Here is a 23,501-nt window from a genome sequence, read left to right as displayed (position 1 = left end):
AGGCCCTTCCGGGTGGGGGACCGTGCCCCTGAGAGTCGGCATGACGGCACCGACCAAGGAGGGGCAGGCCATGGCCACACGCACAGCCGAAGAGGTCTTCGCACACCACGGGCAGGCGCTCGGCGCCGAGGACCTCGAGGACATCGTCGCCGACTACGCCGACGACGCGATCCTCGTGGTGCAGAAGAAGGTCTACCGGGGCAAGGACGGCGCACGTCAGGTCTTCACCCAGCTGCTGGGCGATGTGCCGCAGGCGCAGTGGGACCTCACCACCGTGTTCGCCGACGACGTGCTCTACCTGGAGTGGAAGGCGACCGGCGGCGGTCGCAAGGTCGAGGACGGCATCGACACGTTCATCTTCCAGGACGGCCAGATCCGCGTGCAGACGGTGGTCTACACGGTCCAGCAGGCCTGACGCCCTCCAGCGCGCCGGCCGGCACGGCATACCCGAAGGCACCCTGGCCGGGGGTTGCAGCGCGCGCCGGTCCGGCGCGCCGGCTGAGACGGCGCTGGTCACCCCTCGACCCCTGCGGGACCATGGGCAGCGATGTTCTCCAACGTCCAGCCGTTGACCGACTTCGTCGACTGGGCCCGCAGCAGCGGCCTGGAGATCGTCCTGCTCGTGACCGGGGCGCTCCTGCTGACGCGCTTCGCCACGTGGGCGGGTGACCGGATCACCCAGCGGATCGACGACAGCGCCGCCGAGACCGACTCCCTCGTGCGGTCCGAGGCGTCCAAGCACCGCCACGCCCTGGCCCAGGTCATCACCTGGGCCACGCTGGTGGTCATCTACTGCGCCACCGCGGTCGGTATCGCCCAGCGCCTCGGCGTCCCCGTCACCGGCCTCGTCGCCCCCGCCGCGGTGGCCGGTGTCGCCCTCGGCTTCGGCGCCCAGCGCGTGGTGCAGGACCTGCTCGCCGGCTTCTTCATCATCACCGAGAAGCAGTACGGCTTCGGCGACCTCATCCGCCTCAACGCCCCCGGGATCTCCGACCCCGCGATCGGCACCGTCGAGGACGTCACCCTGCGGATCACGACGATCCGGACGGCCGACGGCGAGGTGGTCATCACCCCGAACGGCCAGATCACCCAGGTCACCAACCTCTCCCGTGACTGGGCCCGCTCCGTGGTCGACGTGCCGGTCCCGGCCACCGCGGACGTCAACCGGGTCAGCGACCTGCTGCACCGGATCGGCGAGGACGCCTTCGGTGACCCGGCGCTGCAGCAGCTCATGCTCGACCCGCCGGCGATCATGGGTGTGCAGAGCATCGACGTCGACCACGTCTCGATCCGGGTGGTCGCCCGCACCCTGCCCGGGAAGCAGTTCGACGTCGGCCGGGCGCTGCGGGCCCGCATCGCGATCGGCCTGCTGCGTGAGGGCATCAACGTCACCACCGACCTCGACACCGCCGAGCCGACCAGTGCGGGCGGCGGCGTCAACGCCCCGACGAGCACCCAGAGCGGTTCCGGCGCCGACTGATGTCCCACCTCCGCGCCATCCGCACCTCGACGTGGGTGCTGCTCGCCATCTTCCTGTTCACCCTGACCCTCTACGTCCTCGTCCGCCCGCCGCCGGCCGGCTCACCGGCCCGCACCCAGGTCACCCCCGCCACCGAGGCTCCGGCCACGCCGAGCCGCACCACGAGCCGGACCCGCACCCCCACGCGCACCACGACCACCACGGAGCCGACCACGACCGGGACGTCCACGACGACCACCGAGGCGCCGACCCGCACCACGTCGAGCAGGACCGCCACGACGAGCGAGGTGCCCAGCTCCACCGTGACCACCGTGCCGAAGCCGACCTCCTCGACACCGGCCGGCGGCCCCACGCCCTAGCCACTCGCCCCTCTTCGGCGCCGGGGTTCAGCCTCGCGAGCTCACCGGCGCCAGGCGGCCGGTGGCCGCCTCCCAGAGGCGGCCGTAGCCCCGGGTGCTCGGCAGCACCGTCTGTATCGCGCGCGCCGCCTCGCGCGCGTCCGCCCCCTGCCGCACGGCATACCGCAGCGCGACGCTGGGGGTGCGCTGCTCGGCGTGGACGCAGTGCAGCAGCACCCGACGGCCCTCTGCGCGCAGCAGCTTCACCGCGGCCGCGGCGTCGTCGAGGACGAAGTCCAGGTGCGCGTTGTCCGAGGGCAGGTTGCTGTCGACCAGCCACACCTCCACGTGGTCGCGGGCCGCGACCCCGGCGGCAGGCGCCTCGGCGGTGCCGAGCCGGCAGAGCGAGACGACCGCGTCGACGCCGAGCTCGGTCGTGCGGCCCAGGTCCGCCAGGGTGCCGAGCAGCACGCCGGGGTCGTGCGGGTGGGGCACGGCGCGGGCCGGCTCGCGGCCGGTGGCCATGACCTCGACCCGCGGCCACGAGCCCTGCGGCACGCCGCCCCGCGCGGTCTGGATCCCGAGTGAGACCAGGTCACGGGCGGCGCGCATCCCGGGCCAGCCGTGGACCTCGCGGCGCCAGCGCGTCGGCACCGCCGAGGCGCCGTAGCGTGCCCCGAGCAGAGCGCCGGCGATGGCCGCCACGGTGTCGGTGTCGTCCCCGGCATGCACGGCCGCCGCCAGTGCGCGCTGCAGGTGCACCGGCGACCCGTCGCCCTCGTCGGTCGAGCTGATCGCAGCCCATGCGGCCTGGAAGGCCTTCACCGTGAATCCGTTGGGGGAGAACGTCTTCGGCTCGACCCCGGTCGCCTCGTGGATCCATGTTGACCACTGCCCCCGCCGCTCCTCGGGCAGCAGGTCCAGCCCGGAAATCAGGTCGAACCGGCCCTCCAGCACGGCCACCCGCACCGCCTCCGACCACAGGACGCACGAGTCCCCGGCCAACGGGTCGGTGTGGGTGAGCTCGGCGAGAGACCGGGCGGTGCGGGCGCTGGTCTCCCGCGAGTCCAGCCGGGTCAGGCCGACCACGCCGGTGCGCATCAGGGCCCCGTTGCCGGCGGTGTGCCCGTTCAGCGCGTGCAGCCGCTCGGCGGCCTCGCGCAGCCGGTGCGCGGCCGGGCCGTCCCAACGGCCGGCCTGGGTCAGCACGACCCGCGTCTGGGTGCCCACGTCGCTGGCGCCCCCGTGCAGCCACCCCTCGAACGCGGCCGCGACCTCGTCCTGCGCGGCGGCGGAGGTGAGGTCCCCGCGGGCGGCAACCCGCGCGATACACAGCGACATCTGGGTGTCGTCGCTCCACTCGCCGGGGACGTAGGGCCCGAGGCCGCCGCCGACCATCCGCGGCTCCCCGTCCGGAGGTGTGGCGAACTCGTAGGGCACCCCCAGCGCGTCCCCGCAGGCCTGTGCCAGCAGCACTCCTGCCGCCCGGTCGCACTGTCCCGTCGTCAGCTCCATGCCGACCTCCTCGTTATGTCGTCGAGGTGACGATAAGACGATCGGATGACTAACGTCAAGATGACGATTAAGGTGGCGCGCATGGCCTACGACCCGGACGCCTACCCGGCCTTCGCCGTGACGGCGGACCTCGTCGTCCTCACCCTGCGCGAGCACGCACTGCACGCGCTGCTCGTCCGTCGCGGTGGCAAGCCGTATGCCGGCCGGTGGGCGCTCCCGGGCGGCTTCGTCCAGGTGGACGAGGACCTCGAGGACGCGGCCTACCGCGAGCTCGCCGAGGAGGCCGGGGTCGGCCGCGGCGACGTGGTGCTGGAACAGCTGAGGACCTACGGCGCGCCGCGCCGCGACCCGCGGATGCGCGTGGTCACCGTGGCCTGGCTCGCGCTGGGTGCGGACCTGCCCGACCCACGCGCGGGCAGCGACGCCGCCGACGCCCGCTGGTGGCGGGTGGCCGACCTGCTCGCCGACCCCAGGCGGCTGGCGTTCGACCACGCGCAGATCCTGGCCGACGGCGTGGAGCGCGCCCGGGCCAAGCTGGAGTACTCCACCCTCGCGACGGCGTTCTGCCCGGCCGAGTTCACCGTCGGGGAGCTGCGCTCCGTCTACGAGGCGGTCTGGGGCGCCGCACTGGACCCGCGCAACTTCCACCGCAAGGTCACCGGCGCCGAGGGCTTCCTGGTCGAGACGGGGGAGCGGACCACCCGCGGGGGCGGCCGCCCGGCGATGCTGCACCGCGCCGGCGCCGCGACCGCCCTCACCCCGCCGATCCTGCGCCCGAGCCCCTGAGCGCCCGCGTCCTCTGCGGCGCCGGTGCCAGCCGGGACCCTCGATCACCGACGGCCAGGCGCCCCGGACCGACCACCTCGGACCACACGCCGAAGAGGCCGCGGTGGTGGCGGGCAAGGGTGCGGAAGATCTCCACGTCGGCGTCGAGCCCGGGCTGGGATCGCGTGACCATGGTGCAGCGGACGCACGGCTGCGTGGGGACCACGGTGACCCCACCCATCCGGATCGGGTGCCCGACCCAGGAGTCCTCGACCCACCCCTCGCCGTCGAGGCCGACCAGGATGTTGGCCCGGAAGCGGCGCGGATCCCACGAACCCCGCGGGTAGTGAGCGGCGGCGGTGCGCAACGACGCGGTGGTCAGGACCAGGATGGGGGCCGCGTCGACGTACCGGTCGGCTGGCATCGTCCATTCGACGGCCTGGCTGGTGTCGTCGGTCGCGTCCTCGAAGTACTCCGCCCTGCCCGCCCGAGCGCCGAGCGAGGACACGAGCGACACCGGGCTCCCCAGCCACTCCGAGAGCTGGCGGTCGGCCCGCGTTCCCGGACCGACGACCGTAGCGCCGTCCGGGAGCGTGATGACCGGTTCGTCGCCGTCGTAGGACGCCGAGGCGCCGAGGAGCTCGGGACGACGCCGGGCTGTCAGGATCCGGCCGGTGCGCTGGTCACGGAGTCCCCATCGCCGGTCACCGGCGACGCCGTCCGCCTCCAGGCTGGCAGCGTCAAGCGGCTCACCCTGCAACGACTTCACGGGGTAGCGCCACAGGCCCACGACCTCCATGACCGCCTCCGGATCTGACCGCGCGACTCACCACGAGAATCGCTGATCCAGGGGCAGGTGTCGATGACGTGCGATCGAGGCAGGGCCCCGTCCCCGGTCAGCCGGCGTTCTCGGACTGCCGGATGCCCCGGATGACCGAGACCACGTCGAGGTTGTTGGACTCTCGCCAGTCGGCCAGGCGCTTGAGGTCCCGGGTGAGCTCGCGCCGCCCGTGCCCGGCGCGGGCGTGGTGCCAGCGCAGGGCGTCCCGGGCGTAGTCGATGTAGGCGATCGGGCGGGCGGCCCGGATCGCGTCGAGGGCCTCCACCGGGTCCCAGCCCTGGGCCAGCAGCACGGCGAAGCCCAGGGACGGCCCGCGGTTGATGCCCATGTGGCAGTGGGTCAGGACGACGTGGGCGGGGTCGCCCTCCAGCGCATCGAGTGCCCAGCCGACGCCGGTGTCGAACCACGCCGCCGCCACCCGCTGCCCGTCGTCGTCCATGCCGTGGTGCAGGTAGCGGACCTGCGGCGCGTGGACGGCCACGAACTCCTCGTCGCTCCACTCCACGCGCACGTCGACGATGTGGCTGACGCCGAGCCCGACGAGCTCCTCCAGCTGGGTGCGGGCCACCGCCTCCCGCCAGTCGAGGTCACCCCCGACGGCGAGGCGGTCGGTCACGAAGCTGATGTTGGCGGGGTTCGCAGGCATGGGGGGCTCCCGGTCGGTGGACAAGGGGTCGTCCCCCCAGTGTGGTCCCGGTCGGGGCTCCCGTCAGGTCCCGGCCCTGGCCGGCGCCGGACACGCCGCTGCCGGCCCGCTCGGGTGAGCGGGCCGGCAGCGACCGGGGAGCGGGGCGACCTCAGTGGCCGAGAGCGTCCTTGACGACCGCGACGTCGGCCTTCGCCCTGGCCAGGGCGAGGTTGCCGGGGGCGAGGGCGGTGTGCGCCGCCTGGACCGCGGCGAGCAGGTCGGCGTGGGATGCGGTCGGGCTCACCGCGAGGATCGTCGTCACCGCGCCGGCGGCGTTGGCGGCGTTGGCCGACAGCGCGGTCAGCTGCGTGGCCAGGTCCGCCAGGGCCGCGGTCGCGGCGGTGGTGTCGGTGCCAGCCGTGGTGCCCGCAACGACCTGCGCCTGCAGGTCCGTGGCCGCCTGGGTCAGCGCCGCCGGGGCGGCCTCCTGGGCGTCGGCGAGGCGGACCACGGCGTCCTGCGCGCGGGCCACCTCGGACGTGCGCACCGCGGACAGGACGAGGCCGTGCAGGCCGCTCCTGGTCGTGGTGGTGCCCGCCGCGGCGGTGTCGGCGGCGAGGGCGTCCAGGGCCCGCTGGGTGGCGGCGGTCAGTGCAGCCTGGTCGGTGGCGTTGAGGGCGGTCGAGGCCTTCTCCGCGGCCAGCAGCCGCGTCAGTGAACGGGTTTGCGCCGCGATGGCCGCGGTCGTGCCCTTGCGCTGGCCGGCGAGCGGGTCGGCCTTGCCGTGCCCGTGGCTGCGGGTGGCGGCGTGACCGTGGCTGGAGGCCTTGCCCTGCACGTGGCGGGCTTGCGTGGCGTGGGGTGCGGCCAGGGCGGCGGCGGGGACGGCGAGGGAGGCCAGGCCGGCGAGGGCGGCAGCGGCGCACAGGGAGGTCAGGCGCATCGAGGGACCTTTCGGCAGGACGACCGTGTGGCGCTGGACGGCCCCGCCGGTCGCGGGTGGATGTGCTCGGCCGGACCCGGCGACCTCAGGATCGAAGGCCGTCGATGTCCGTCCGCCGCTGACGGTAGGGAGGCCGCGGCCCGGCCCGGGGCAGGGTTTACGCAAAGCAGACCAACCGGTGCCGAGGTCCTTGCCCACCGTTCAGGTCCCGTGCAGGGACGGCCCAGCCGGCGCCCCGCCACATCCGGTCAGGCCAGGGTCGCCAGGGTGTGGATCAGCAGCCCGGCCAGGCCGCCCACGATGGTGCCGTTGATCCGGATGAACTGCAGGTCGCGCCCGACGTGCAGCTCGATCCGCTCGGCCGCCTCCTTGCCGTCCCAACGCTGGATCGTCGTGGAGATGATCGCGGTGATCTCGTGGCCGTAGGTGTTGACCAGGTGGGCCAGCGCGTCCCCGGCGTACGTGTCGAGCCGCGCCCGCAGCGCCTCGTCCACGGCCACGCGCTCGCCGAGCCGGGCGACCTCCTCGGTCAGGCGGCGGCGGAGCAGGCCGTGCTCGTCGCGCAGCGCCGCCGACAGCGACGTGCGCAGGGTGCGCCACACCGCCACCACCGACTCGCCGACCTGCGGGTGGGTGAGCAGCCGCACCTTGAGCGCCTCGGCCCGCAGCATCGTCGGCTCGTCGTGCTGCAGGTCCTCGGCCAGCTGGGCCAGCAGGTCGTCCAGTGCGTGCCGCACCCGGTGGTCGGGGTCGTCGCGCACGTCGGCCAGCCATGCCACGACCTCCCGGTGCACCCGGGCGGCCACGCGGTCGTCGACCCACTGCGGGGTCCACCAAGGCGCCCGCTCCTCGACGATGCCGATGACGGTCCCCGCGTTGTCGACCAGCCAGTCGTGCGCCTCGGCGACGGCGAGGTCGACCAGCCCGTGGTGCGAGCCGTCGGCGACGACGCCCTCGAGCAGGTGCCCGACCACCGCGCTGACGGGCTCGTCGACCAGGCTGGGCAGCACCGCCTGCTCGACCACCGCGCGCACGTCGGCCTCGTCCACCCGGGTCAGTGCCCGCTCCAGGAGGACCGACCCCTCCGCGACGACCCGGGCGCTGTGCTCGGGCTCGCTGAGCCAGCGTCCGACCCGCCGGGTCACGTCGGCCGCGGCGTAGCGCTCCCGCGCGGCCTCGGCGGTGAGGAAGTGGGTGCTGACGAACTCCTCCAGGCTCTGGCCGAGCGCGTCCTTGCGGTTGGGGATGATCGCGGTGTGCGGCACCGGCAGCCCCATGGGGTGCCGGAACAGCGCGGTCACCGCGAACCAGTCGGCCAGCGCGCCGACCATCGCCGCCTCGGCGGTCGCGTTGACGTAGCCCCACGCCCCGCCGCGGTGCAGGGTCGCCACGAACACCACCGCAGCGAGGACCAGCAGCCCCAGCGCCAGCAGCCGCATCCGCCGCAACGCGCGCCGCCGGTTCAGGTCCGCCGCCTCGGGAGCCAGGGTCGTCATGCCCCGATCCTGCCCGACGCCGCCTCGCCCCGCCGGGACGCCGCCGCCCGGACGCCGGTATGCCGTGTGCCTCACCCAGGTGCGGCACACGGCATACCGGCCATCTTTGCCGCACCTTTGCCTGCCGTTGACTAACCCCGCGCAGGACGCCTCGTTGACCCCGTGACCGCCGCTGGCGGCCGAAAGTCACTGCAACGAAAGGCTCCTCGTGCACTCCACCAGGAACGACTCCGCCATGCCCCGACGCTGGCGGGCCCGGGCGCTCGCCTCGCTCGGCGCCTCCGTCCTCGCAGCTGGACTGATCCCGGTGGCCGCGCAGGCCGCCACCGCCCCGGTGCCCGGCGGCCCCGGCGACGCGCTGGACCACCCGTACCGCCACGGTGTCGTGCAGACGCTCGGCGCGAGCGTGCCGAACCTCGGGCTGAACAACCTGCAGTACGGCGGGGGCACCGGCGGGGTCGGCGTCACGACCGGTGCGCCGAAGGTCTACCTGGTCTTCTGGGGCTCCCAGTGGGGCACCGCGGGCACGGACGCCAAGGGCAACACCACGCTCAGCGGCGACCCCCAGGCCACGGCCCCGATCCTGCAGGGGTTCTTCAAGGGCCTGGGCACCGGCAGCGAGACCTGGTCCGGCGTCATGACCCAGTACTGCCAGGGCGTCACGCAGGGCAGCACGACCTGCCCGGCCGGGTCCGCGCACGTGGGCTATCCCACCGGTGGTGCGCTGGCGGGCGTGTGGGCCGACACCTCGGCCGCAGCCCCGGCGCAGGCCACCGGCAACCAGATCGGCGCCGAGGCGGTCAGGGCCGCCGGCCACTTCGGCAACACCACGGCGGCCTCGAACCGCAACGTGCAGTACGTCGTGCTCTCGCCCACCGGGACCAAGCCGGACGGCTTCAACACGCCCACCTCGCAGTTCTGCGCGTGGCACGACTACACCGGTGACGCCACGCTGTCCGGCGGCGCGGTCAGCTCGCCGTACGGCCCGCTGGCCTTCACGAACGAGCCCTACGTCACCGACATGGGCTCGAGCTGCGGCGCCAACTTCGTCAACTCCGGCCCGGGCGGCGTCACCGACGGCGTCACCATCGTCGAGGGCCACGAGTACGCCGAGACGATCACCGACCAGTTCCCGGCGGGCGGCTGGACCGACCTGACGGGTTACGAGAACGGCGACAAGTGCGCCTGGATCTCCTCCGGCCAGGGCGCCTCGGCGAACATCACCCTGAGCACCGGCACCTTCCCGGTGCAGTCGACCTGGTCCAACGACTTCAACAGCGGGCAGGGCGGCTGCGAGATCGGGCACGCCACGGTCAGCTGACTGGACCCCTCACGACGGTATGCCGTGCCGCGCACCCAGGTGCGTGGCGCGGCATACCTGTGTCGGGCCCATGCGGCCGCGAAAAGGCTTGCGCAGCAACGGGGCTCAGATGAACAGCAGCTGCGCGCCCTCGGTCTTCTCGATGAAGTCGCTGGCGCTGATGATCCCCTCGACCTCCTCGTAGAGGTCCTTCATCGTCAGGTGGTTCATGTCCGCCGACATCCGGCACGCCCACAGGTGCCCGCCCGAGGCGACGATCTGCTCGAGGAACTCCGGGATCTCGGGCACGTCGAGCTCGGCGATGGACTTCTTCAGCTTCGAGGTGGCCATCGCGGTCATGCCGGGCAGCCCGCCGAGGCCCTGCGGCACGTGGGTCGCCGTGTTGCCGAGCATGGTGAACTTCAGGTCGCCCATGGTCTTCTTGTTGATCATCTCGAAGCCCCAGAAGGTGAAGAACAGGTGCGTCTCCACTCCTTCGCCGAGCGCGGCGTTGGCCAGGATGAGCCCGGGGTAGGCCATGTCCAGGCTGCCCTTGGAGCAGATGATGGCCAGCTTGCGGCCGGTCGGGGTGGCTCCTCCGAAGTCGGGCACGATGGCGGGGGAGGTGTCCAGCGTGGTCATGACGGGCTCCATCTCCGGGTGCTCACACGCACCCTTGCGGCTTGGGCAGCCCGGCGACGTAGGCCATCTTCTTCGCGGGCTTCTGGGGGAACAGCACGAACAGCTGCTTGACGGGGATGCCGCCGACCGCGGAGATCCGACGGAGCGTGGCGGTCTCGCCGCGGTCGGCGTAGTCCTGGCGCAGGAAGCGGATCGCCGCCCAGTGCTCGTCGGTGAGGGTGAGGCCGATCTGGGCCGCGAGCGCCTGGGCGAGGTCCTCGTCCCACTCGGCCGGGTCGGTCAGGAAGCCCTCGTCGTTGACGTGGACCTGGTGGCCGTCGAGCGTGGTCACGGGCATGGCTGCCTCCTTCAGGCGGCGGGGGTGGTGGTCTGGTCGGCCGGTCGGGACTTGCCGACCATCGACATGTGCGCCGGCAGCGGCAGGGGGCGACCGGGCAGCAGGACGTTCCAGTAGAGCCAGCGGAACGCGAGCTTGCCGAGGTGGTTGGCCCGGGTCTCCTTGAGCAGCTCCATCGGCCCGAGCACCGGCAGCGGGTAGGTGCCCGGCAGCGGCTCGGTGTCGTAGTTGAAGTCGATGAGCAGGCCCTTGCCGCCACCGGACTCCACGAAGCAGTTGGCGTGCCCGTCGAACGAGCCCGTCATCGGTTGGCCGGAGACCAGCTGCAGGAAGTTGTCGACGAACACCTCGACCGAGAAGTGCGCCACCGATCCGGCCTTGGAGGTCGGGATGTCGTTGGCGTCGCCGACGGCGAAGATCGTGTCGTGGGCCCTGGACTGGAAGGTGTGCCGGTCCACGGGCACGTAGTTCAGCTCGTCGCCGAGCCCGGAGCGGGCGATGAACTCCGCGCCCATGTTCAGGGGCACCGTGACCAGCAGGTCGAACGGCACCTCGCGCTCGTCGTAGGACACGAGCATCCGGCGCGCGGTGTCGACGTGCTCGACGAGGAAGTCCGGCTCGACCGCGATCTTGCGCTCCTCGAGCATCGAGCCGAGGTGCTGCGAGGCGATCGGCTTGGTGAACGCTCCCGGCAGCGGGGTGACGTAGACCAGCTCGACCCGGTCCCGCAGCCCGCGCTCGCGCAGCCACGCGTCGGCCAGGAAGGTGAACTCGAGCGGGGCGACGGGGCACTTGATCGGCATGTCGGTGACGTGCACGACGAGCCGGCCGTGGTCGAACCCCTCCAGCGCCGAGGCCAGGGCCGTGGCGCCCTCGAGGGTGTAGAAGTCGAAGATGCTGCGGCGCCACTCCTCGCCCAGCATCCCGGGGGTCTGGTCCGGCCGCGGCGAGGTGCCGGTCGCGATGACCAGGTAGTCGTAGTGCAGCCGGTGCCCGTCGGTCAGGGCGACCGTGCGCTCCTCGGGGTCGACCCGGTGGATCTCGCCGAGGACGAGGTCGACCCCGTCGGGCAGGAACCGGTGCCGGGAGCGGACCACCTGGCTGGGGCGGTAGGTCCCGAACGGCAGGAACAGGTAGCCCGGCTGGTAGGTGTGCCGGTCGTCGCGGTCGACCACGGTGATCGCCCACTGCTCCGGGGCCAGCCGCCGGCGCAGCTTGTTGACGATCATCGTCCCTGCCGTGCCACCGCCCAGGACCAGCAGCTGCTTGGTCACGACCCACTCCTTGCCTCAGGTGTCCTTGGAGGTGCTCCTCCACTCCTGACGCTAGGAAGGGGCCGTCGGCCCGGTCACCGCCGAAGGTCCCCGGTGAGCGGGGTCACAGGTCCCGGTGCGGCCTCGGTCGCGTACCGGCCCACACGCAGGTATGCCGTGCCCCCCACCCGGGTGGGGAGCACGGCATACCGAGGGGCGGGTGGCTCAGGCGGTGACCAGGCCGGCCTCGGCCTGCTCGTCCTCCAGCACCGACTCCTCCCTGGCGCCGTGCATGCCCGACCGGGCGCCGAGGGCGTAGATGCCGAGGGAGAACGCCGCGACCACGACGAGGTCGACCCAGAAGGGGATGACCTTGTCGCCGCCGAACTGGCCGAGCTTGGAGATGACGGCCAGGCCGCCCAGCCACGGCAGGACCCAGGCCGAGGCGCGCCAGTCCAGCACGGGACGCTCGGCGGCGGGGGTGCGCGCGTAGTTGACCCCGAACAGCACCAGGCCGATCAGCGCCGCGACGAGGAGCTTGGAGTCGGCCTCCCAGCCGGACCAGTACACGATGAAGTTGGCGGCCACGAACGCCAGCGGGCTGAGCACCCCGGCGGCCGGCAGCCGGAACGGCCGGGGCCGGTCGGGGTCGACCCGGCGCAGTGCGCCCAGGGCCACGGGGGCGAAGCCGTACATGATCGCGGTGGCCGAGGTGACCAGACCGACGAGCGACTGCCAGCTCGGGAAGGGCAGGAACGCGATCTCCCCGACGATGAACGCCAGGATGATCGAGGTGAGCGGGACGCCGCGCGGGCTGACCCTGGCCAGGCGCCGCGGCAGGTGCCGGTTGTGCCCCAGGGCGTAGGAGAGCCGGGCGGAGGTGCCCAGGTAGAGCAGGCCCGTGCCGGCGGGGGAGATGACGGCGTCGATGTAGAGCAGCGCCGCGAGCCAGCCGGCGCCGACGCCGGTGGCCAGGGTGGCATAGGGGCCGAAGTCGCCCTTGCCGATCGGGTTGGCCCAGCCGTGGGCGAGGTTGGCCGGGTTGATCGCGCCGATGAACGCGACCTCGAGCATGAGGTAGATGATCGTGCCGATGACCATCGCGGTGATGACCGCACGGGAGATGTCGCGCTGGGGGTTGCGCGCCTCACCGCCCATCTGGATCGCCTGCTCGAAGCCCTGCAGGGCGAACACGACACCCGCGGGAAGGGCCGCCATCACGCCATGGGCGCCGAACGGCGCGAAGCCTCCGCCGGCGTGGAAGTTGCTGGAGTGGAACGACATCAACAGCAGGACCACCACGGTCAGCACCGGGATGGCCGTCTTCCACAGCACGGTCACCGTGTTGGTCTCGGCCAGCAGCTTGACCCCGACGATGTTGACGACGGTGAACGCCAGCATGAGCGCGCTGGCCACGACCAGGCCGACCATGGTCAGGGTGCCGTTGGTGCTGACCAGCCCCGGGAGCTTGTTGTTGGTGTACGACAGCGCCGCCTCGACCTCGATCGGCGCGATCGTCACCGCCTGGAGCCAGCCCATCCACCCGCTGGTGAAGCCGGCCAGCGAGCCGAACGCGATGTGGGGAAAGCGGGCCGTGCCGCCGGAGACCGGGTAGGCCGCGCCGAGCTCCGCATGGACGAGGGCGAGCACGGCGAGGAACGCCCCGGCCATCAGCCACGAGATGATCGACGCCGGGCCGGCGACCTGGGCGGCCAGCAGCGCGCCGAGCAGCCAGCCCGAGCCGATGATCGACCCCAGGGAGACGAACGTCAGCCCCCAGAAGCCGATGTCGCGTCTGAGGCGGGGACTGGACCCCGTGGTGGTCGGGGCGCTGGCGGTCTGGGTCATGGATGAACCTCCGGAAGCGTGGGGCCGCACGGGTGTCATGCGGGACCGCTTGATGAGGCCGCCGGACGCTAGCAGGACAAATCGGGCAAATGGAAGGATTCCCAGCGGACTCCCAGTCGACGTGGAGTGATCCCCCGTGGGCGTGTGATCAGGCTCACCACTTCCGGGCAGTGGTGTCAGCGCCGGCCGTCCGGCTGGTTCCTTCCCTGCAGAGTGCTGCGCTCACCCCGTCATGGACGGCAGGCAGCGGGCCAGGTGGGTGTAGACGCGGTAGCGCCGCGCCACGTCCAGCGGTCCGTCCTCGCGCACCATCCGGCTCATCGCCCGCACCCCGACGATCGGGACGTTGTCGACGCTGAGCCGGCGCCACAGCGGCAGCCGGGTGTGGGCGAAGCACAGCATCGGGCGCACGTGCACCGGCGGCCCGTCCGGCATCGACTCCAGCGCCGACTGCACCGCCATCACCTGGCGCTGCATGGCGCCGAGGAAGTCGGTGCGGTCCCGCCCGCACACCAGCAGCCGCTCGACCAGGCCGAACGCCCCCGGTGCCGGTGGCCGCACCTGCACCTCCGGGCCCGGCTGGTGCTTGGTGTCGATGACGAACACCCCGGACGGGCCGACGGCGATGTGGTCGATGTTGAGCCGGCGGCCGGGGATCCGGCGGTCGTGCAGGGCATAGACCCAGTCGTCGGCGAGCCGGGTCAGGGCCGCACCGACGCGCAGCTCGCCCCGTGAGGCCCGCGCCCAGTCGCGCATCGACCCCGGCTCCGGGGACAGGGACAGGATCGCCGGACCCAGGACCGGCCAGCGCTCCCGCACGTCCTCCTGCCGCTGCCGCCGCAGCCGGGAGTACTCCCGCCACGACGACGCCCCCGGCTGGCCGGGGGAGGCGATGACCTGCCCCTGGTCGCCCCCGTACCCCGCCGGCGTCGTGCCCCCGCCCGGCAGCACGCAGTCCAGGCAGAGCACCCGTCGCCGGACGTGCTCGTATCCGGCCACGTCACCCACGGCGACGTAGCGTCCGCAGCCGCACCACGCGGCATACCGGACCGTTGTCACGCTGACCGCTCCCATGCCCCCCAGGGCGAGCCATCCTCGATCTTGCATCCCGACCTCCACCCTCCACGTCGAGGGTGGACCGGCGCCGCCCCGCCTGGGAATGGGGTTGGGTCAAGTGCGCCCGAAGGTGCCGCGCGGGGGTCGACCGTTCGGTCCCCCGGCCTACGTCGTCTGCGGGACGGCTGTGCGCGCGCTTCAGCGGTGGTGGCCGAAGAAGCCCGCCAGGCGGTCGTAGAGCGGGGCGTCCTCGGGCAGCTCGACGGCCGGGCCGAACGCCTTGCCCTCGCTCTCCGGGCCGCGGAACTCCGGCTGGAGGGCCGTCGACGCCCAGGTCAGTGACGCCAGCCCGACCTCCTCGTCGAGGTGGGTGGACTGCCCCGTGGCGACGGCCAGATCCCAGGCGTGACAGGCGAACTCGGCGGTCTGCTGCGACACGGCGAACCGTTTCGTCACCTCCCCGCGAGGGGTGGTGAAGGTGCCGTCGAGGTCGCCGGCAGCACGCCAGGCCTCCAGCAGGGCCGACTCCCCGGCGCGGAAGGCGTCCACCCATTCACCGTCCACGGACTCGCGCGGAGCCTGCCAGTCGGGGTCGTCGCCGCGGGCGCGCCCGGTGAACTGGCGCAGGTCGTGCACCAGGTGCTCGACGAGCGCGGTGACGTCCCAGGAGCGGCACGGCGTCGGCAGGTGCGCCTGGTCGTCGCGCACCCCGGCGACGACGGCCCCGGCCTGGTCGAGGGAGCGGGCGAGCAGGGACAGCGGGTCGGTGGGCAGGCTCATGGGACTCCTTGGCGGGTATGCCGTGTGGTCGCCACCGATTCTGGCCCCGGGTCGGCGGCCGTGCAGGGGCAAAGCAGGAACCGCGTCTGTCGGGCCTAGTCCCCGTCATCCGCGGCGTGCTGCATCGCGACCGGGGCCTCGGGTTGCTCCGGCCGGGTGCGCCAGGCGTTCCACATGGACCACGTCACCGCCACCAGCGGCACCGCGATGACGGCGCCGACCACGCCGGCGAGCACGGTCCCGCACGCGACGGTGAGGGCGACCACGAGCGGGTGCAGCCGCACGGCGCGGCTCATCACCAGGGGGTGCAGCACGTGGGCCTCGATCTGGCCGATGACGACGATCAGGGCCAGGACGAGGAGGGCGATGAGCGGTCCGCGGGCGGCGAGAGCCACCAGCGTCGCCACGGCCAGCGCGACGGGCGAGCCGATCAGGGGCACGAACGCGGCGAAGAACACCAGCAGCGCGAGCGGCAGGGCCAACGGCACCCGCAGCACCAGCAGCGTCACGCAGACCAGCACGGCGTTCGTGCCGGCGATGATCACCACCCCGCGGGTGTAGCCGGCGAACGTGGCCCACCCCGCCCTGGCGGCGATGTCCCAGCGGCGCCCGTCGCCGGTGGTCTGCCCCAGGAGCCAGGCCCAGATCCGGTCGCCGGAGGAGAGGAAGAAGATGGAGCAGAACACGGCCAGGAGCAGGCCCGTGAGCAGCTCGATCGCCACGCCGGCACCACCGAGGGCGTGCCCGGCGAGCGAGCCGCCGTTGCTGGTGAGCCACGTCCTGGCCTGCTCTCCCATGCGGGTCAGGTCGACGGCGCGCAGGTGCAGCGGGCTGGCCGCGAGGGACCGTTCGATGTCGGCCAGCCCGTCGGCGAACTGCGCCCCCAGGCTCTGGGACTGGACGGCCACGGAGCTCCCGATGAACGTGAACACGCCGGCGATGAGCGCCAACGTCAGGAGCAGGGCTGCCGGCACGGCGACGCCGCGGGGCACGACCCGGGAGGCCACGTCGACCACCGGACGCAGCAACGCCGTGATGACGAGCCCGACGAAGACGGCGACGGCCACGAAGGTGAGCCGGGCCGCGGCCGCGAACATCAGGTACACCGCGGCGGCCACCACGATCAGGCGCCACCCGTAGCCGGCCGCCACCTGCAGCCCTTCGGGGACCCGCGCATGTGGCGGCACCGGCTGGGCAGGAGCCGCGGTCGCGGCGGTCGGTGTGGTCGCGGTGGTCGTCGCGACGCTGTCTGTGGAAGGGGCCATGCGAGCATCATCGGTCCTCCGGGCCTTCGCGGGGTCCCCATCGGTCGTCTGCGGTGCGGCTGGCAGGGCTGTGGACAGTGGCGGCGGGCGTGTCGGGGGAGTCGGCACGATGGCCGTCATGGTGGGGACCAGGGGGAGGAACCGATGAGGGTCAGCGTGTCGGGGGCCGATCTGGCTCAGGCGGCAGGGATGCTGCGGCGGGCCGCCGACGAGATGTCGGCCATGCGCCAGCACCAGGGGCCGATCCGGGGCAAGGCGCAGGACGGGGGCGACGCGGTGTTCGCGGCGGCGGTCGAGGACTTCGCCGACCGGTGGATGTGGGGGATCGAGCTGGTCGGACGCGACGTGGACGTGCTCGCCGACGCCCTGGCCAGGGCCGCGGAGGCCTATGCCACCGTCGAGCGGGACGTCACGCAGGGCTTCCTCGTTGACGGGGCTGACGGCCGATGACGGGGGCGCCCCTGCCCGGGGACCCCGACCGGGTCGCGAGCCTGGCGAGGCAGCTGGGGGCGATCGGTGCCGGCTTGTCCGCCGGGGCGCAGACCTTGAGCGACGTCGGGATCGGGCGATGGGACGGGCCGGCGGCCACGGCGTTCCTGTCGGTGCTCGGACTGGCACCGGCACCCCTGCGCACCGGTGGCGAGGCGTTCGTCGCGGCGGCACAGGCCGTCGGTCAGCACGCGGCGGTGCTGGAGGCGGCCCAGGAGCAGGCACGCCTGGCGGCGATGGTGGCAGACGACGCCAGGTCGGCCACCGGTGCCTGGTCGGCCCAGGTCTCGTCCCGGGAGGTGGTCCAACGCCGTGCTTCGGGCGGAGACGCGGGAGCGGTCGCCGCGCTGGCGGCCATGCCGGCGCTGGGCGTGGATCCCGGCGTGGAGGGTCGGGCCCGCGCCGCCCGGTTGCTCGCCGAGGCGCGCGAGGTGGTCGCCGAGTCGGCGCGGCGCGCGGCCTCGGTGCTCGCCCGGGCCGCCGCCCTGGCGCCGCGGGAGCCGAGCCTGTCCGAGCGTGCACTGATACGTGACGTCCAGCTGAACCGAGAGGTGGCGTTCGGGGCCGGGGAGTCGGTCGTCGACTTCGGTGCGCTCGTGTGGCGGACCTCGTTGCCGCGGGCGACAACCAACCCGGTGGAGTGGATGGCCGACCAGGTGGAGCTGGCCAAGGGCTACGTCAACGATGCCCGGCACCCGGCCGAGCTCGGCAAGTCCGTCGTCGACTGGGACACGTGGGCGACGAACCCGGCCCGCGCGCTCGGCCACGTCGGCGGCAACGCCCTCATCGGGGTCGCCACCGGCGGCGGCTCGGCCGCAGGCGAGGCGGGCCTCATCTCGCGACTGCGCCCGTCCGCGCTGTTCCGCAAGACCCCCAACGCGCCCTACGAGCTCTCAATCATCTCCTTCGCCGAACACGACCCGCTGGGAACCTATGCGCGCAACGTCCGCCCGCTCGACGGTCACTACGACGTCGCCGCTCATGGCAATGAGCTCCAGGTCCAGGTCCACAGTGCAAAGGGTCAGGCCGAGCGGCTCGGGGCGGACACGCTGGCGAAGCTGATCGTGGAGCAGCCGGACTATGACGGTGGCCCCGTGCGCCTGTTGAGCTGTTTCACAGGGTCGTCGCCGACAGGTATTGCGCAACAACTGGCTGATCGGTTGGGTGTCAACGTCGTCGCCCCGTCCAGCAAGCTCTGGATGTGGCCCGACGGGGAAATGGCCGTTGGTCTTGACTGGAAGCGGCCAACAGGCGGCTGGATCACACACGAGCCGGGCGAAGGAGCGTCGTGAAGTCCATCGGATATTTCCGTCAGCTTGATCATGGGATGCCGGACGGGCCGGATCTTGTCGAGGCAATTGCCGTCCCGTTGCCCGAAGGTGAGCGGGAGCCGGTGGCAAAGTATCTGCGGGCGGGCTTCCCCCTTGTTGTCACCGGCTCGTTGGGGACGGACTTCTTCGCCCCTGAACGTGGTGAGGTCAGCCGGATCAACACCATGACGGACGGGACGTTTCTCTGGCCCGAGGACCTCGCCTATTACGTCGAAACCTACGGCGCCAGGCCCCCAGCGGACTTCCTTGCGCACGTGAGGGCGCAGGGGTCGCCGCCGAGGCTGAGCAAGGATGAGTTGGCGGCGTTGATCACGCAGCTTCGTGGTCGGTGAGACGTCATCTGCGATCGCCGCTGGCGCCTCCCAAGAAGTGCCCCATGGGTTGCCGGCAGCGAGAACCCATGTGCACCCGCCGCAGGGCCACGACGAACGCGTCGCGCCTCCTTGAGAGAATGTCCCCGTGAACGAGTTCAGCAGGGACCGCTACGTGGCGCACGGGCTGGTGCGGCAGGGCGAGAGCTACCTCTTCCTTCGGCGCCGCGACGGCCGCTACCTCGGCGGCCTCTGGGACGTCCCGGGCGGCACGGTGGAGCCGGGCGAGACGCCTGCCGAGGCGGCGGTTCGCGAGTGCTGGGAGGAGGCCGGCCTGCGCACCACGGTCGGTGATGAGGTGACCCACTTCGAGAACGCCGACACGAACGGGCGGGACCTCACCTTCCACACCATCACCTACCGGCTGCACCTGGCCGACCGCTCACCGGAGGTCCGGCTGAGCGCCGAGGAGCACGACGACTTCCGGTGGCTGACGCTGACCGAGGCGCTTGACCTGCCGCTGGTGTGGCACGTCGCCCGAACGCTGGGCGGGGAGCAGCGGTAGTCGCCGCGGGGGATGTGGGCCAGGGGGCGGGTCAGCCGCGGAGGCTGCGCGCCTGCATCGGCTTGGGAGCCGGGGGGATCCGCACGTCGATCCGGCGCGGCGCGGTGCTGCGGCCCTGCTGCACCAGCGCCGCGACGCGTTCGCCGGGGCGGCGGCTGCTCTGGTCCTCGATGACGGCCTGCAGCAGCTGGCGCAGCACATCGAGCTGACGGCACTGCACGACGAGGTGGACGAGGTTGCGACGGGTGTGGTCGGGCTGCTGGGCCGGCCCGACCCCGGCCTCGCCGTCCTCGTCCTCGGCGACGACCAGGCTGCGCAGCTCCTCGGCGAGAGGGGCGCGGCAGTCGAGGTCCATCTGCCACCCGGCGTCCTCGTCGCGCCGGCCGCGCAGGATCGGGCGGCCCTCGCTCGGGACCAGGGTCAGCGAGGTCGGGTGCTCGGTCTCCAGCGCGGCGATGAGCCGGTCGAGACCCGGCACCTCACCGTGTGGCTGCGCCGTGCCGACCTGTCCGATCCCCTGACCACCCATGGCGGGATCCTGCCGCCGCGCGGGGGCGCGTGTCCGAGATATCGGACAAGAACCACCACAAGTGACTAGTCACCCGAGCCGCGTCGAAAGCGGCCATCCGGCCACAGACCCACGCGCGACCCTTGGCCCCCGTGGTGACCCGCTGGGGCCTAGCCTGAGCGCCATGGCAGCAGGGTGGGAGGGCGTCACCGGCGCCCTGGCGCGGGTGACGGACGTGCAGTGGTCGGTCCGGGTCCTCGACGCGGTCACGCGCCAGGAGCTGTATGCCGTGTCGCCGGACCTCGTGCTGCCCACCGCGAGCGTGGGCAAGCTCCTGCTGCTGCTCACCGTGGCGGCGCAGCTGGAGGCCGGCGAGCTGACCCCGGCGATGCCGCTGCTGCGGGCCCCCGAGGACGCCGTGGCCGACTCCGGACTGTGGCAGCACATGACCGCCGACGAGCTGTCCGTGCACGACCTGGCCACGTTCGTCGGCGCGGTCAGCGACAACTACGCGACCAACGTGCTGCTGCGCGCCGCGGGCCTGGACGCGGTCGACCGGGTGACCGCCGCGTTGGGGCTCAAGGCAACCCGGCTGCACGACCGCGTCCGGGACCACCGGACCGCGCAGGACCCGCCGACGCTGTCCGAGGGCACCGCGGGCGAGCTGGCCAACCTCATGGCCGAGCTCCACCACGGGGAGGCGCTCGGCCCGGAGGTGTCGGAGCGGGTGCTGGGCTGGCTCGCCGCCGGCGCCGACCTGTCGATGGTGCCCGAGCCGCTGCACCTCGACCCGCTGGCCCACGCCGACGGCGACCGGGGCGTGCGGCTGTGGCACAAGACCGGCACCGATGACGGGACCCGGGCCGACGTCGGCCTGCTGCAGGCAGGGGAGCGGGCGCTGGCCTGGGCGGCCCTGTGCCTCTGGGACCCCGCCGGCCCGGACCGCCGGGACGACGCGCTCGCGGTGATGCACGCGATCGGCGCAGCCCTGCGCGAGCAGCTCGGGGGCGCACTGCGATGACGCCGACCAGACAGGGAGGGACGCCATGACCGAAGGCACCGACGAGGGCGCCGGGCGGCACCGCGAGATGGCCGACGGGCAGGTGCTCGACGCCCTGCGCCGGGCAGCCGCCGACGTGGGCGCGCCCATCTCGGCTGAGCGCTACGAGCACGTCTGGCGCGACTACGACGGGGTCTCCAGCGCCCGGCTCATCCAGCGGTTCGGATCCTGGAACGCCGCCTGCACCGCGGCCGGGCTGCCCACGAACGCCGGCCGCACGGCATACCGGCGGGGCTGGTCCGACGAGCAGCTGGTGGCCGCGGTCGCGGACTACCTGCGCTCGGACGGCGCGAGCGGCAGCTACGCCGGCTACGACGAGTGGGCGCGGGCGACGGCGGACGCCCCGAGCGCCAACACGGTGCGCAACAACCTCAACGGCTGGGCCAACGCCAAGGCCGGGGCGCAGGCGCTCATCGCACGGGACGGCGGCTGAGCCTGCGCCGGCGCTCGGCCTGCTCGCGCTCCCACTGCTGCCGGCGGTGCCGCCGCTCGTCGAGGTCGAGCTCGCGCAGCACGCGTTCGACCGCCGCGAGCAGTGACCCGCGCAGCAGCCACAGGTTCGGGCTCTCGCGGGCGTCGACGAGCAGCAGCTCGGTGAGGAACGCCCGCGTCTCGCGCAGGCTGTCCAGGGCGTCGGCCAGCGTCCCCTCGGAGCCCTGCACGCTCGGGTCCCCTTCGGCCCGCACCAGCGAGCCGTAGGCCCGCAGCGACCCGGCGAGGTCGTGCAGCAGCGCCCCGAACGCCCCGAGCAGCTCGCTGGTGTAGGCGCTCTCCGGTCCGGCGTCCTCCTCCTGCAGGCCGTCGGCGATCGAGCGGAACAGCGCCCGCAGCGAGACCACGCTGTGCTCGAGCGCGTCCAGGCCGCTGCGCAGCATCGGCGTGGTGTCGGCGGTCCGGACCGCCCGCGGGTTGAGCCGCCGGCTCTCGGCCAGCTCCACGATCGCCCGGTCGGCGGCGTCCACGCGGTGCGACAGGGCGCGGAAGTCGCCGAGCCAGCCGTACGCCTGGTCGCGGCTCGCGCCCTGCGGCAGCTCGTCGCCCACCCGGTCCAGCAGCGCCGCGGCGTCGGTGGCCACCTGCTCCACGGCGGCCCCGGCCGAGCCGACACGCACCGGCTGCGGCAGCAGCACGTTGACGAGGATGCCCACGCCTGCGCCGACCAGCGTCTCGCCGATCCGGTAGGAGGCGGCCACGTCCGCGGTCGAGCTGACGCCCAGGATGAGCATCGCGCTGATCGGCGCCTCGAGCAGGTGCTCGCCCAGCCGCACCAGGTGCCCGACGAGCAGCGCCAGGGCGATGACGATGCCCAGGCTCCACCACGTCAGCCCCATGACGTTGGTCAGCACGACCGAGATCAGCACCCCGGACAGCACGCTGGCGACCCGGCGCAGCCCCGCGGTGAGCGTGGAGAACAGCGTCGCCTGCACCACCAGCAGTGCCGTGAGCGGGCCGGTCAGCGGCGGCGTCGGCTCGTGCAGCACCGCGACCGCCACCACGTAGGCCACGACCGCCGCGAAGGTCAGCCGCGCCGTCCGGGTCAGGATCGCCCGGCCGTTGCGGTGCCACACGTCCCGGGCGCCGCGCAGCACCGAGCGCACGGCCGCGGCCGTGCCCGGGGTGTAGGTCGTGCCGTGGCGGGGGAGCGTCACAGGACGAGGATGGCGGGTGGGCCGGCCGCTGTCAGCCGGAGGGTCCTCAGACCCTTCGCGTGGGGACGTCCGCCTCTCACGGGCTGGTGCCTGCCGGCGCACCGTGGAGCCACGGACGGCAGGGAAGAGGTGGTCGGCGGTGCGCAGCCCACGGCAGGTCGCGGCGCTGGTCCTCACCGTGTCCGTGCTCGCGATGGCCGCAGCCTGCGGCGGCTCCCCGGGGACCGGTGCAGCGCGGTCGCCATCCACCGCCGGTCTGCCGACCGCATCCGGCCGCCCGACGACCTCCGGGCCGGCGGCGAGCACCACGGCCCGACCCGCACCGACACCCACCCGGACGTCGGCACCCAGCCCCAGCGCCACGACCCGGCCGACCAGCACCCCGCGACCGACGACCCCGGCACCGACGCGCACCACCCCGCGGCCCACCACCACCTCACCCCGACCGGCGAACCCCGGACTGCCGGCGCACCTGCTCGGCACCGTGGTCTCGCGCGTCCCCACGACGTCGAGGGTTGTCGCGCTGACCTTCGACGCCGGCGCCAACGGCGACGGCGTCCCCGCGATCCTGGCCACGCTGCGGGCCCAGCACGTGCCCGCCAGCTTCTACCTGACCGGCGACTTCGTCCGCGCCTTCCCCACGCTGGCCCGCCAGATGGCGGCCTACGGGCGGATCGGCAACCACACCGACAACCACCCGCACCTGAGCACCCTGTCCGACGCCGCGGTGCGCACCGAGGTGAGCGACGGCGCCGCGGCGATCACGGCGGTGACCGGGCGCAGCCCCAGGCCGTTGTTCCGCTTCCCGTTCGGGGAGTACACCCCGCACACGCTCTCCCTGGTCAACAGCATGGGCTACGTCGCCGTCGGCTGGACCGTCGACACCCTCGGCTGGAAGGGGACTTCCGGCGGGCAGAGCGCCGACACCGTCGTGGCCCGGGTCCTGGCCGCGCGCACCCCCGGCGAGATCGTGCTCATGCACGTCGGCTCCAACCCCGATGACCACACCATCCTGGACGCCGACGCCCTGCCCCGGGTGGTCAGCGCGCTGCGGGCCGCCGGCTACTCGTTCGTGACGCTCTCGGCGCTCGGGGTCTGAGC

Annotated in this window: 26 protein-coding genes and 1 pseudogene; 12 read left to right on the top strand and 15 right to left on the bottom strand. The window is 73.2% G+C overall.

The genetic code is table 11. From position 1 onward, the window contains the following. Nucleotides 1-70 precede the first annotated feature (70 nt). The 3 genes and pseudogenes from FB474_RS11550 to FB474_RS21600 all read left to right on the top strand — a co-directional run. Nucleotides 71-415: a nuclear transport factor 2 family protein gene (locus tag FB474_RS11550; protein ID WP_141788776.1), complete on the top strand. Its 345-nt coding sequence runs from the start codon at nucleotides 71-73 to the stop codon at nucleotides 413-415. 132 nt (nucleotides 416-547) lie between these two features. Then, nucleotides 548-1,480 carry a mechanosensitive ion channel family protein gene (locus FB474_RS11545; RefSeq protein ID WP_141788775.1) on the top strand — a complete coding sequence of 311 codons (933 nt, stop codon included), beginning with the start codon at nucleotides 548-550 and terminating at the stop codon, nucleotides 1,478-1,480. Further along, nucleotides 1,480-1,536: pseudogene (locus tag FB474_RS21600) on the top strand (hypothetical protein); the annotation flags it as partial. The gene FB474_RS11545 and the pseudogene FB474_RS21600, both read left to right, overlap by 1 nt. A gap of 14 nt (nucleotides 1,537-1,550) precedes the next feature. On the opposite strand, the gene FB474_RS11540 reads toward FB474_RS21600, so the two are convergent. Both FB474_RS11540 and FB474_RS11535 read right to left on the bottom strand, forming a co-directional pair. Then, nucleotides 1,551-1,832, bottom strand: a complete 282-nt coding sequence (locus tag FB474_RS11540; RefSeq protein WP_141788774.1) for a hypothetical protein — start codon at nucleotides 1,830-1,832, stop codon at nucleotides 1,551-1,553. Between the two features lie 34 nt (nucleotides 1,833-1,866). After that, nucleotides 1,867-3,333, bottom strand: a complete 1,467-nt coding sequence (locus FB474_RS11535; protein WP_141788773.1) for an ADP-ribosylglycohydrolase family protein — start codon at nucleotides 3,331-3,333, stop codon at nucleotides 1,867-1,869. Between the two features lie 81 nt (nucleotides 3,334-3,414). Between FB474_RS11535 and FB474_RS11530 the strand changes: the two genes are divergently transcribed. Then, a complete protein-coding gene (locus FB474_RS11530; protein ID WP_141788772.1) occupies nucleotides 3,415-4,119 on the top strand; it encodes an NUDIX hydrolase in 705 nt (234 codons plus the stop codon). On the opposite strand, the gene FB474_RS11525 is transcribed toward FB474_RS11530, so the two are convergent. The 4 genes from FB474_RS11525 to FB474_RS11510 form a co-directional block, all read right to left on the bottom strand. Next, on the bottom strand, nucleotides 4,088-4,897 hold the full coding sequence (locus FB474_RS11525; RefSeq protein ID WP_141788771.1) for an MOSC domain-containing protein: 810 nt from the start codon (nucleotides 4,895-4,897) through the stop codon (nucleotides 4,088-4,090). The genes FB474_RS11530 and FB474_RS11525 overlap by 32 nt on opposite strands. A gap of 97 nt (nucleotides 4,898-4,994) precedes the next feature. After that, the gene (locus FB474_RS11520) at nucleotides 4,995-5,585 is read right to left on the bottom strand and encodes a protein-tyrosine phosphatase family protein (protein WP_141788770.1); all 591 of its coding nucleotides are present in this window, start codon (nucleotides 5,583-5,585) and stop codon (nucleotides 4,995-4,997) included. A gap of 151 nt (nucleotides 5,586-5,736) precedes the next feature. Continuing rightward, nucleotides 5,737-6,510, bottom strand: a complete 774-nt coding sequence (locus FB474_RS11515; RefSeq protein WP_141788769.1) for a hypothetical protein — start codon at nucleotides 6,508-6,510, stop codon at nucleotides 5,737-5,739. Between the two features lie 248 nt (nucleotides 6,511-6,758). Further along, the gene (locus FB474_RS11510; RefSeq protein ID WP_141788768.1) at nucleotides 6,759-8,006 is read right to left on the bottom strand and encodes a DUF445 domain-containing protein; all 1,248 of its coding nucleotides are present in this window, start codon (nucleotides 8,004-8,006) and stop codon (nucleotides 6,759-6,761) included. 235 nt (nucleotides 8,007-8,241) lie between these two features. Here FB474_RS11510 and FB474_RS11505 point away from each other — a divergent pair, with 235 nt between their 5' ends. After that, a complete protein-coding gene (locus FB474_RS11505; protein WP_141788767.1) occupies nucleotides 8,242-9,327 on the top strand; it encodes a hypothetical protein in 1,086 nt (361 codons plus the stop codon). Between the two features lie 105 nt (nucleotides 9,328-9,432). Here FB474_RS11505 and FB474_RS11500 read toward each other — a convergent pair whose 3' ends face one another. The 7 genes from FB474_RS11500 to FB474_RS11470 all read right to left on the bottom strand — a co-directional run bounded on the left by FB474_RS11500 (nucleotide 9,433) and on the right by FB474_RS11470 (nucleotide 16,487). Further along, complete coding sequence (locus FB474_RS11500) at nucleotides 9,433-9,948, bottom strand: DsrE/DsrF/DrsH-like family protein (protein WP_141788766.1); 516 nt, start codon at nucleotides 9,946-9,948, stop codon at nucleotides 9,433-9,435. A gap of 22 nt (nucleotides 9,949-9,970) precedes the next feature. Next, nucleotides 9,971-10,285 carry a TusE/DsrC/DsvC family sulfur relay protein gene (locus tag FB474_RS11495; RefSeq protein ID WP_141788765.1) on the bottom strand — a complete coding sequence of 105 codons (315 nt, stop codon included), beginning with the start codon at nucleotides 10,283-10,285 and terminating at the stop codon, nucleotides 9,971-9,973. Nucleotides 10,286-10,296: 11 nt separating this feature from the next. Next, nucleotides 10,297-11,559: a type III sulfide quinone reductase, selenoprotein subtype gene (gene sqr / locus FB474_RS11490; protein WP_221632519.1), complete on the bottom strand. Its 1,263-nt coding sequence runs from the start codon at nucleotides 11,557-11,559 to the stop codon at nucleotides 10,297-10,299. A 204-nt stretch (nucleotides 11,560-11,763) separates the two neighbouring features. Beyond that, nucleotides 11,764-13,386 carry an APC family permease gene (locus tag FB474_RS11485; RefSeq protein ID WP_141788764.1) on the bottom strand — a complete coding sequence of 541 codons (1,623 nt, stop codon included), beginning with the start codon at nucleotides 13,384-13,386 and terminating at the stop codon, nucleotides 11,764-11,766. Nucleotides 13,387-13,608: 222 nt separating this feature from the next. Continuing rightward, nucleotides 13,609-14,460 carry a nuclease-related domain-containing protein gene (locus tag FB474_RS11480; RefSeq protein WP_185746129.1) on the bottom strand — a complete coding sequence of 284 codons (852 nt, stop codon included), beginning with the start codon at nucleotides 14,458-14,460 and terminating at the stop codon, nucleotides 13,609-13,611. A gap of 180 nt (nucleotides 14,461-14,640) precedes the next feature. Next, entirely contained in the window at nucleotides 14,641-15,222 is a 582-nt protein-coding gene (locus tag FB474_RS11475) for a TIGR03086 family metal-binding protein (RefSeq protein ID WP_141788762.1), read from the bottom strand. A gap of 95 nt (nucleotides 15,223-15,317) precedes the next feature. Next, nucleotides 15,318-16,487 carry an AI-2E family transporter gene (locus tag FB474_RS11470; RefSeq protein ID WP_141788761.1) on the bottom strand — a complete coding sequence of 390 codons (1,170 nt, stop codon included), beginning with the start codon at nucleotides 16,485-16,487 and terminating at the stop codon, nucleotides 15,318-15,320. Between the two features lie 144 nt (nucleotides 16,488-16,631). On the opposite strand from FB474_RS11470, the gene FB474_RS11465 reads away from it, so the two are divergent. From FB474_RS11465 to FB474_RS11455, 4 genes are all read left to right on the top strand, one after another. Next, on the top strand, nucleotides 16,632-16,937 hold the full coding sequence (locus FB474_RS11465; RefSeq protein ID WP_141788760.1) for a hypothetical protein: 306 nt from the start codon (nucleotides 16,632-16,634) through the stop codon (nucleotides 16,935-16,937). Further along, nucleotides 16,934-18,268, top strand: a complete 1,335-nt coding sequence (locus FB474_RS20750) for a putative T7SS-secreted protein (protein WP_342778122.1) — start codon at nucleotides 16,934-16,936, stop codon at nucleotides 18,266-18,268. Before FB474_RS11465 ends, FB474_RS20750 begins: the two co-directional genes overlap by 4 nt. Next, the gene (locus FB474_RS11460) at nucleotides 18,265-18,639 is read left to right on the top strand and encodes a hypothetical protein (protein WP_141788759.1); all 375 of its coding nucleotides are present in this window, start codon (nucleotides 18,265-18,267) and stop codon (nucleotides 18,637-18,639) included. The genes FB474_RS20750 and FB474_RS11460 overlap by 4 nt, the downstream gene beginning before the upstream one ends. Before the next feature lie 127 nt (nucleotides 18,640-18,766). Continuing rightward, nucleotides 18,767-19,183 carry an NUDIX hydrolase gene (locus FB474_RS11455; RefSeq protein WP_141788758.1) on the top strand — a complete coding sequence of 139 codons (417 nt, stop codon included), beginning with the start codon at nucleotides 18,767-18,769 and terminating at the stop codon, nucleotides 19,181-19,183. Nucleotides 19,184-19,214: 31 nt separating this feature from the next. Here the strand turns inward: FB474_RS11455 and FB474_RS11450 are convergent, their stop codons facing one another. Continuing rightward, nucleotides 19,215-19,712, bottom strand: coding sequence for a hypothetical protein (locus FB474_RS11450; protein WP_141788757.1), 498 nt, complete (start codon nucleotides 19,710-19,712; stop codon nucleotides 19,215-19,217). A 163-nt stretch (nucleotides 19,713-19,875) separates the two neighbouring features. On the opposite strand from FB474_RS11450, the gene FB474_RS11445 reads away from it, so the two are divergent. Together FB474_RS11445 and FB474_RS11440 are read left to right on the top strand one after the other, a co-directional pair. Further along, nucleotides 19,876-20,712: a serine hydrolase gene (locus FB474_RS11445; RefSeq protein ID WP_185746126.1), complete on the top strand. Its 837-nt coding sequence runs from the start codon at nucleotides 19,876-19,878 to the stop codon at nucleotides 20,710-20,712. Nucleotides 20,713-20,737: 25 nt separating this feature from the next. Further along, the gene (locus tag FB474_RS11440) at nucleotides 20,738-21,184 is read left to right on the top strand and encodes a homing endonuclease associated repeat-containing protein (protein ID WP_141788755.1); all 447 of its coding nucleotides are present in this window, start codon (nucleotides 20,738-20,740) and stop codon (nucleotides 21,182-21,184) included. Here FB474_RS11440 and FB474_RS11435 read toward each other — a convergent pair. After that, a complete protein-coding gene (locus FB474_RS11435) occupies nucleotides 21,162-22,400 on the bottom strand; it encodes an FUSC family protein (protein WP_185746125.1) in 1,239 nt (412 codons plus the stop codon). The two genes, FB474_RS11440 and FB474_RS11435, sit on opposite strands and share 23 nt — an antisense overlap. A 139-nt stretch (nucleotides 22,401-22,539) precedes the next feature. Between FB474_RS11435 and FB474_RS11430 the strand changes: the two genes are divergently transcribed. Further along, complete coding sequence (locus FB474_RS11430; RefSeq protein WP_246092146.1) at nucleotides 22,540-23,499, top strand: polysaccharide deacetylase family protein; 960 nt, start codon at nucleotides 22,540-22,542, stop codon at nucleotides 23,497-23,499. Nucleotides 23,500-23,501: the final 2 nt, after the last annotated feature.

Source organism: Oryzihumus leptocrescens (assembly GCF_006716205.1).
GTDB classification, from domain to species: Bacteria; Actinomycetota; Actinomycetes; order Actinomycetales; family Dermatophilaceae; genus Oryzihumus; species Oryzihumus leptocrescens.
The sequence above is the reverse complement of the archived record's forward strand: the minus strand, read 5'-3'. Positions and strand labels throughout refer to the sequence as shown.

Excerpts from the sequence above, each read along its gene's own strand:
- FB474_RS20750 (WP_342778122.1), top strand. The coding sequence starts at position 16,934 with ATGACGGGGGCGCCCCTGCCCGGGGACCCCGACCGGGTCGCGAGCCTG.
- FB474_RS11530 (WP_141788772.1), top strand. The coding sequence starts at position 3,415 with ATGGCCTACGACCCGGACGCCTACCCGGCCTTCGCCGTGACGGCGGAC.
- FB474_RS11450 (WP_141788757.1), bottom strand. The coding sequence starts at position 19,712 with ATGGGTGGTCAGGGGATCGGACAGGTCGGCACGGCGCAGCCACACGGT.
- FB474_RS11545 (WP_141788775.1), top strand. The coding sequence starts at position 548 with ATGTTCTCCAACGTCCAGCCGTTGACCGACTTCGTCGACTGGGCCCGC.
- FB474_RS11510 (WP_141788768.1), bottom strand. The coding sequence starts at position 8,006 with ATGACGACCCTGGCTCCCGAGGCGGCGGACCTGAACCGGCGGCGCGCG.
- FB474_RS11505 (WP_141788767.1), top strand. The coding sequence starts at position 8,242 with ATGCCCCGACGCTGGCGGGCCCGGGCGCTCGCCTCGCTCGGCGCCTCC.
- FB474_RS11475 (WP_141788762.1), bottom strand. The coding sequence starts at position 15,222 with ATGAGCCTGCCCACCGACCCGCTGTCCCTGCTCGCCCGCTCCCTCGAC.
- FB474_RS11535 (WP_141788773.1), bottom strand. The coding sequence starts at position 3,333 with ATGGAGCTGACGACGGGACAGTGCGACCGGGCGGCAGGAGTGCTGCTG.
- FB474_RS11550 (WP_141788776.1), top strand. The coding sequence starts at position 71 with ATGGCCACACGCACAGCCGAAGAGGTCTTCGCACACCACGGGCAGGCG.
- FB474_RS11470 (WP_141788761.1), bottom strand. The coding sequence starts at position 16,487 with ATGGCCCCTTCCACAGACAGCGTCGCGACGACCACCGCGACCACACCG.
- FB474_RS11500 (WP_141788766.1), bottom strand. The coding sequence starts at position 9,948 with ATGACCACGCTGGACACCTCCCCCGCCATCGTGCCCGACTTCGGAGGA.
- FB474_RS11465 (WP_141788760.1), top strand. The coding sequence starts at position 16,632 with ATGAGGGTCAGCGTGTCGGGGGCCGATCTGGCTCAGGCGGCAGGGATG.
- FB474_RS11485 (WP_141788764.1), bottom strand. The coding sequence starts at position 13,386 with ATGACCCAGACCGCCAGCGCCCCGACCACCACGGGGTCCAGTCCCCGC.
- FB474_RS11495 (WP_141788765.1), bottom strand. The coding sequence starts at position 10,285 with ATGCCCGTGACCACGCTCGACGGCCACCAGGTCCACGTCAACGACGAG.
- FB474_RS11525 (WP_141788771.1), bottom strand. The coding sequence starts at position 4,897 with ATGGAGGTCGTGGGCCTGTGGCGCTACCCCGTGAAGTCGTTGCAGGGT.
- FB474_RS11440 (WP_141788755.1), top strand. The coding sequence starts at position 20,738 with ATGACCGAAGGCACCGACGAGGGCGCCGGGCGGCACCGCGAGATGGCC.
- FB474_RS11445 (WP_185746126.1), top strand. The coding sequence starts at position 19,876 with ATGGCAGCAGGGTGGGAGGGCGTCACCGGCGCCCTGGCGCGGGTGACG.
- FB474_RS11480 (WP_185746129.1), bottom strand. The coding sequence starts at position 14,460 with ATGGGAGCGGTCAGCGTGACAACGGTCCGGTATGCCGCGTGGTGCGGC.
- FB474_RS11515 (WP_141788769.1), bottom strand. The coding sequence starts at position 6,510 with ATGCGCCTGACCTCCCTGTGCGCCGCTGCCGCCCTCGCCGGCCTGGCC.
- FB474_RS11520 (WP_141788770.1), bottom strand. The coding sequence starts at position 5,585 with ATGCCTGCGAACCCCGCCAACATCAGCTTCGTGACCGACCGCCTCGCC.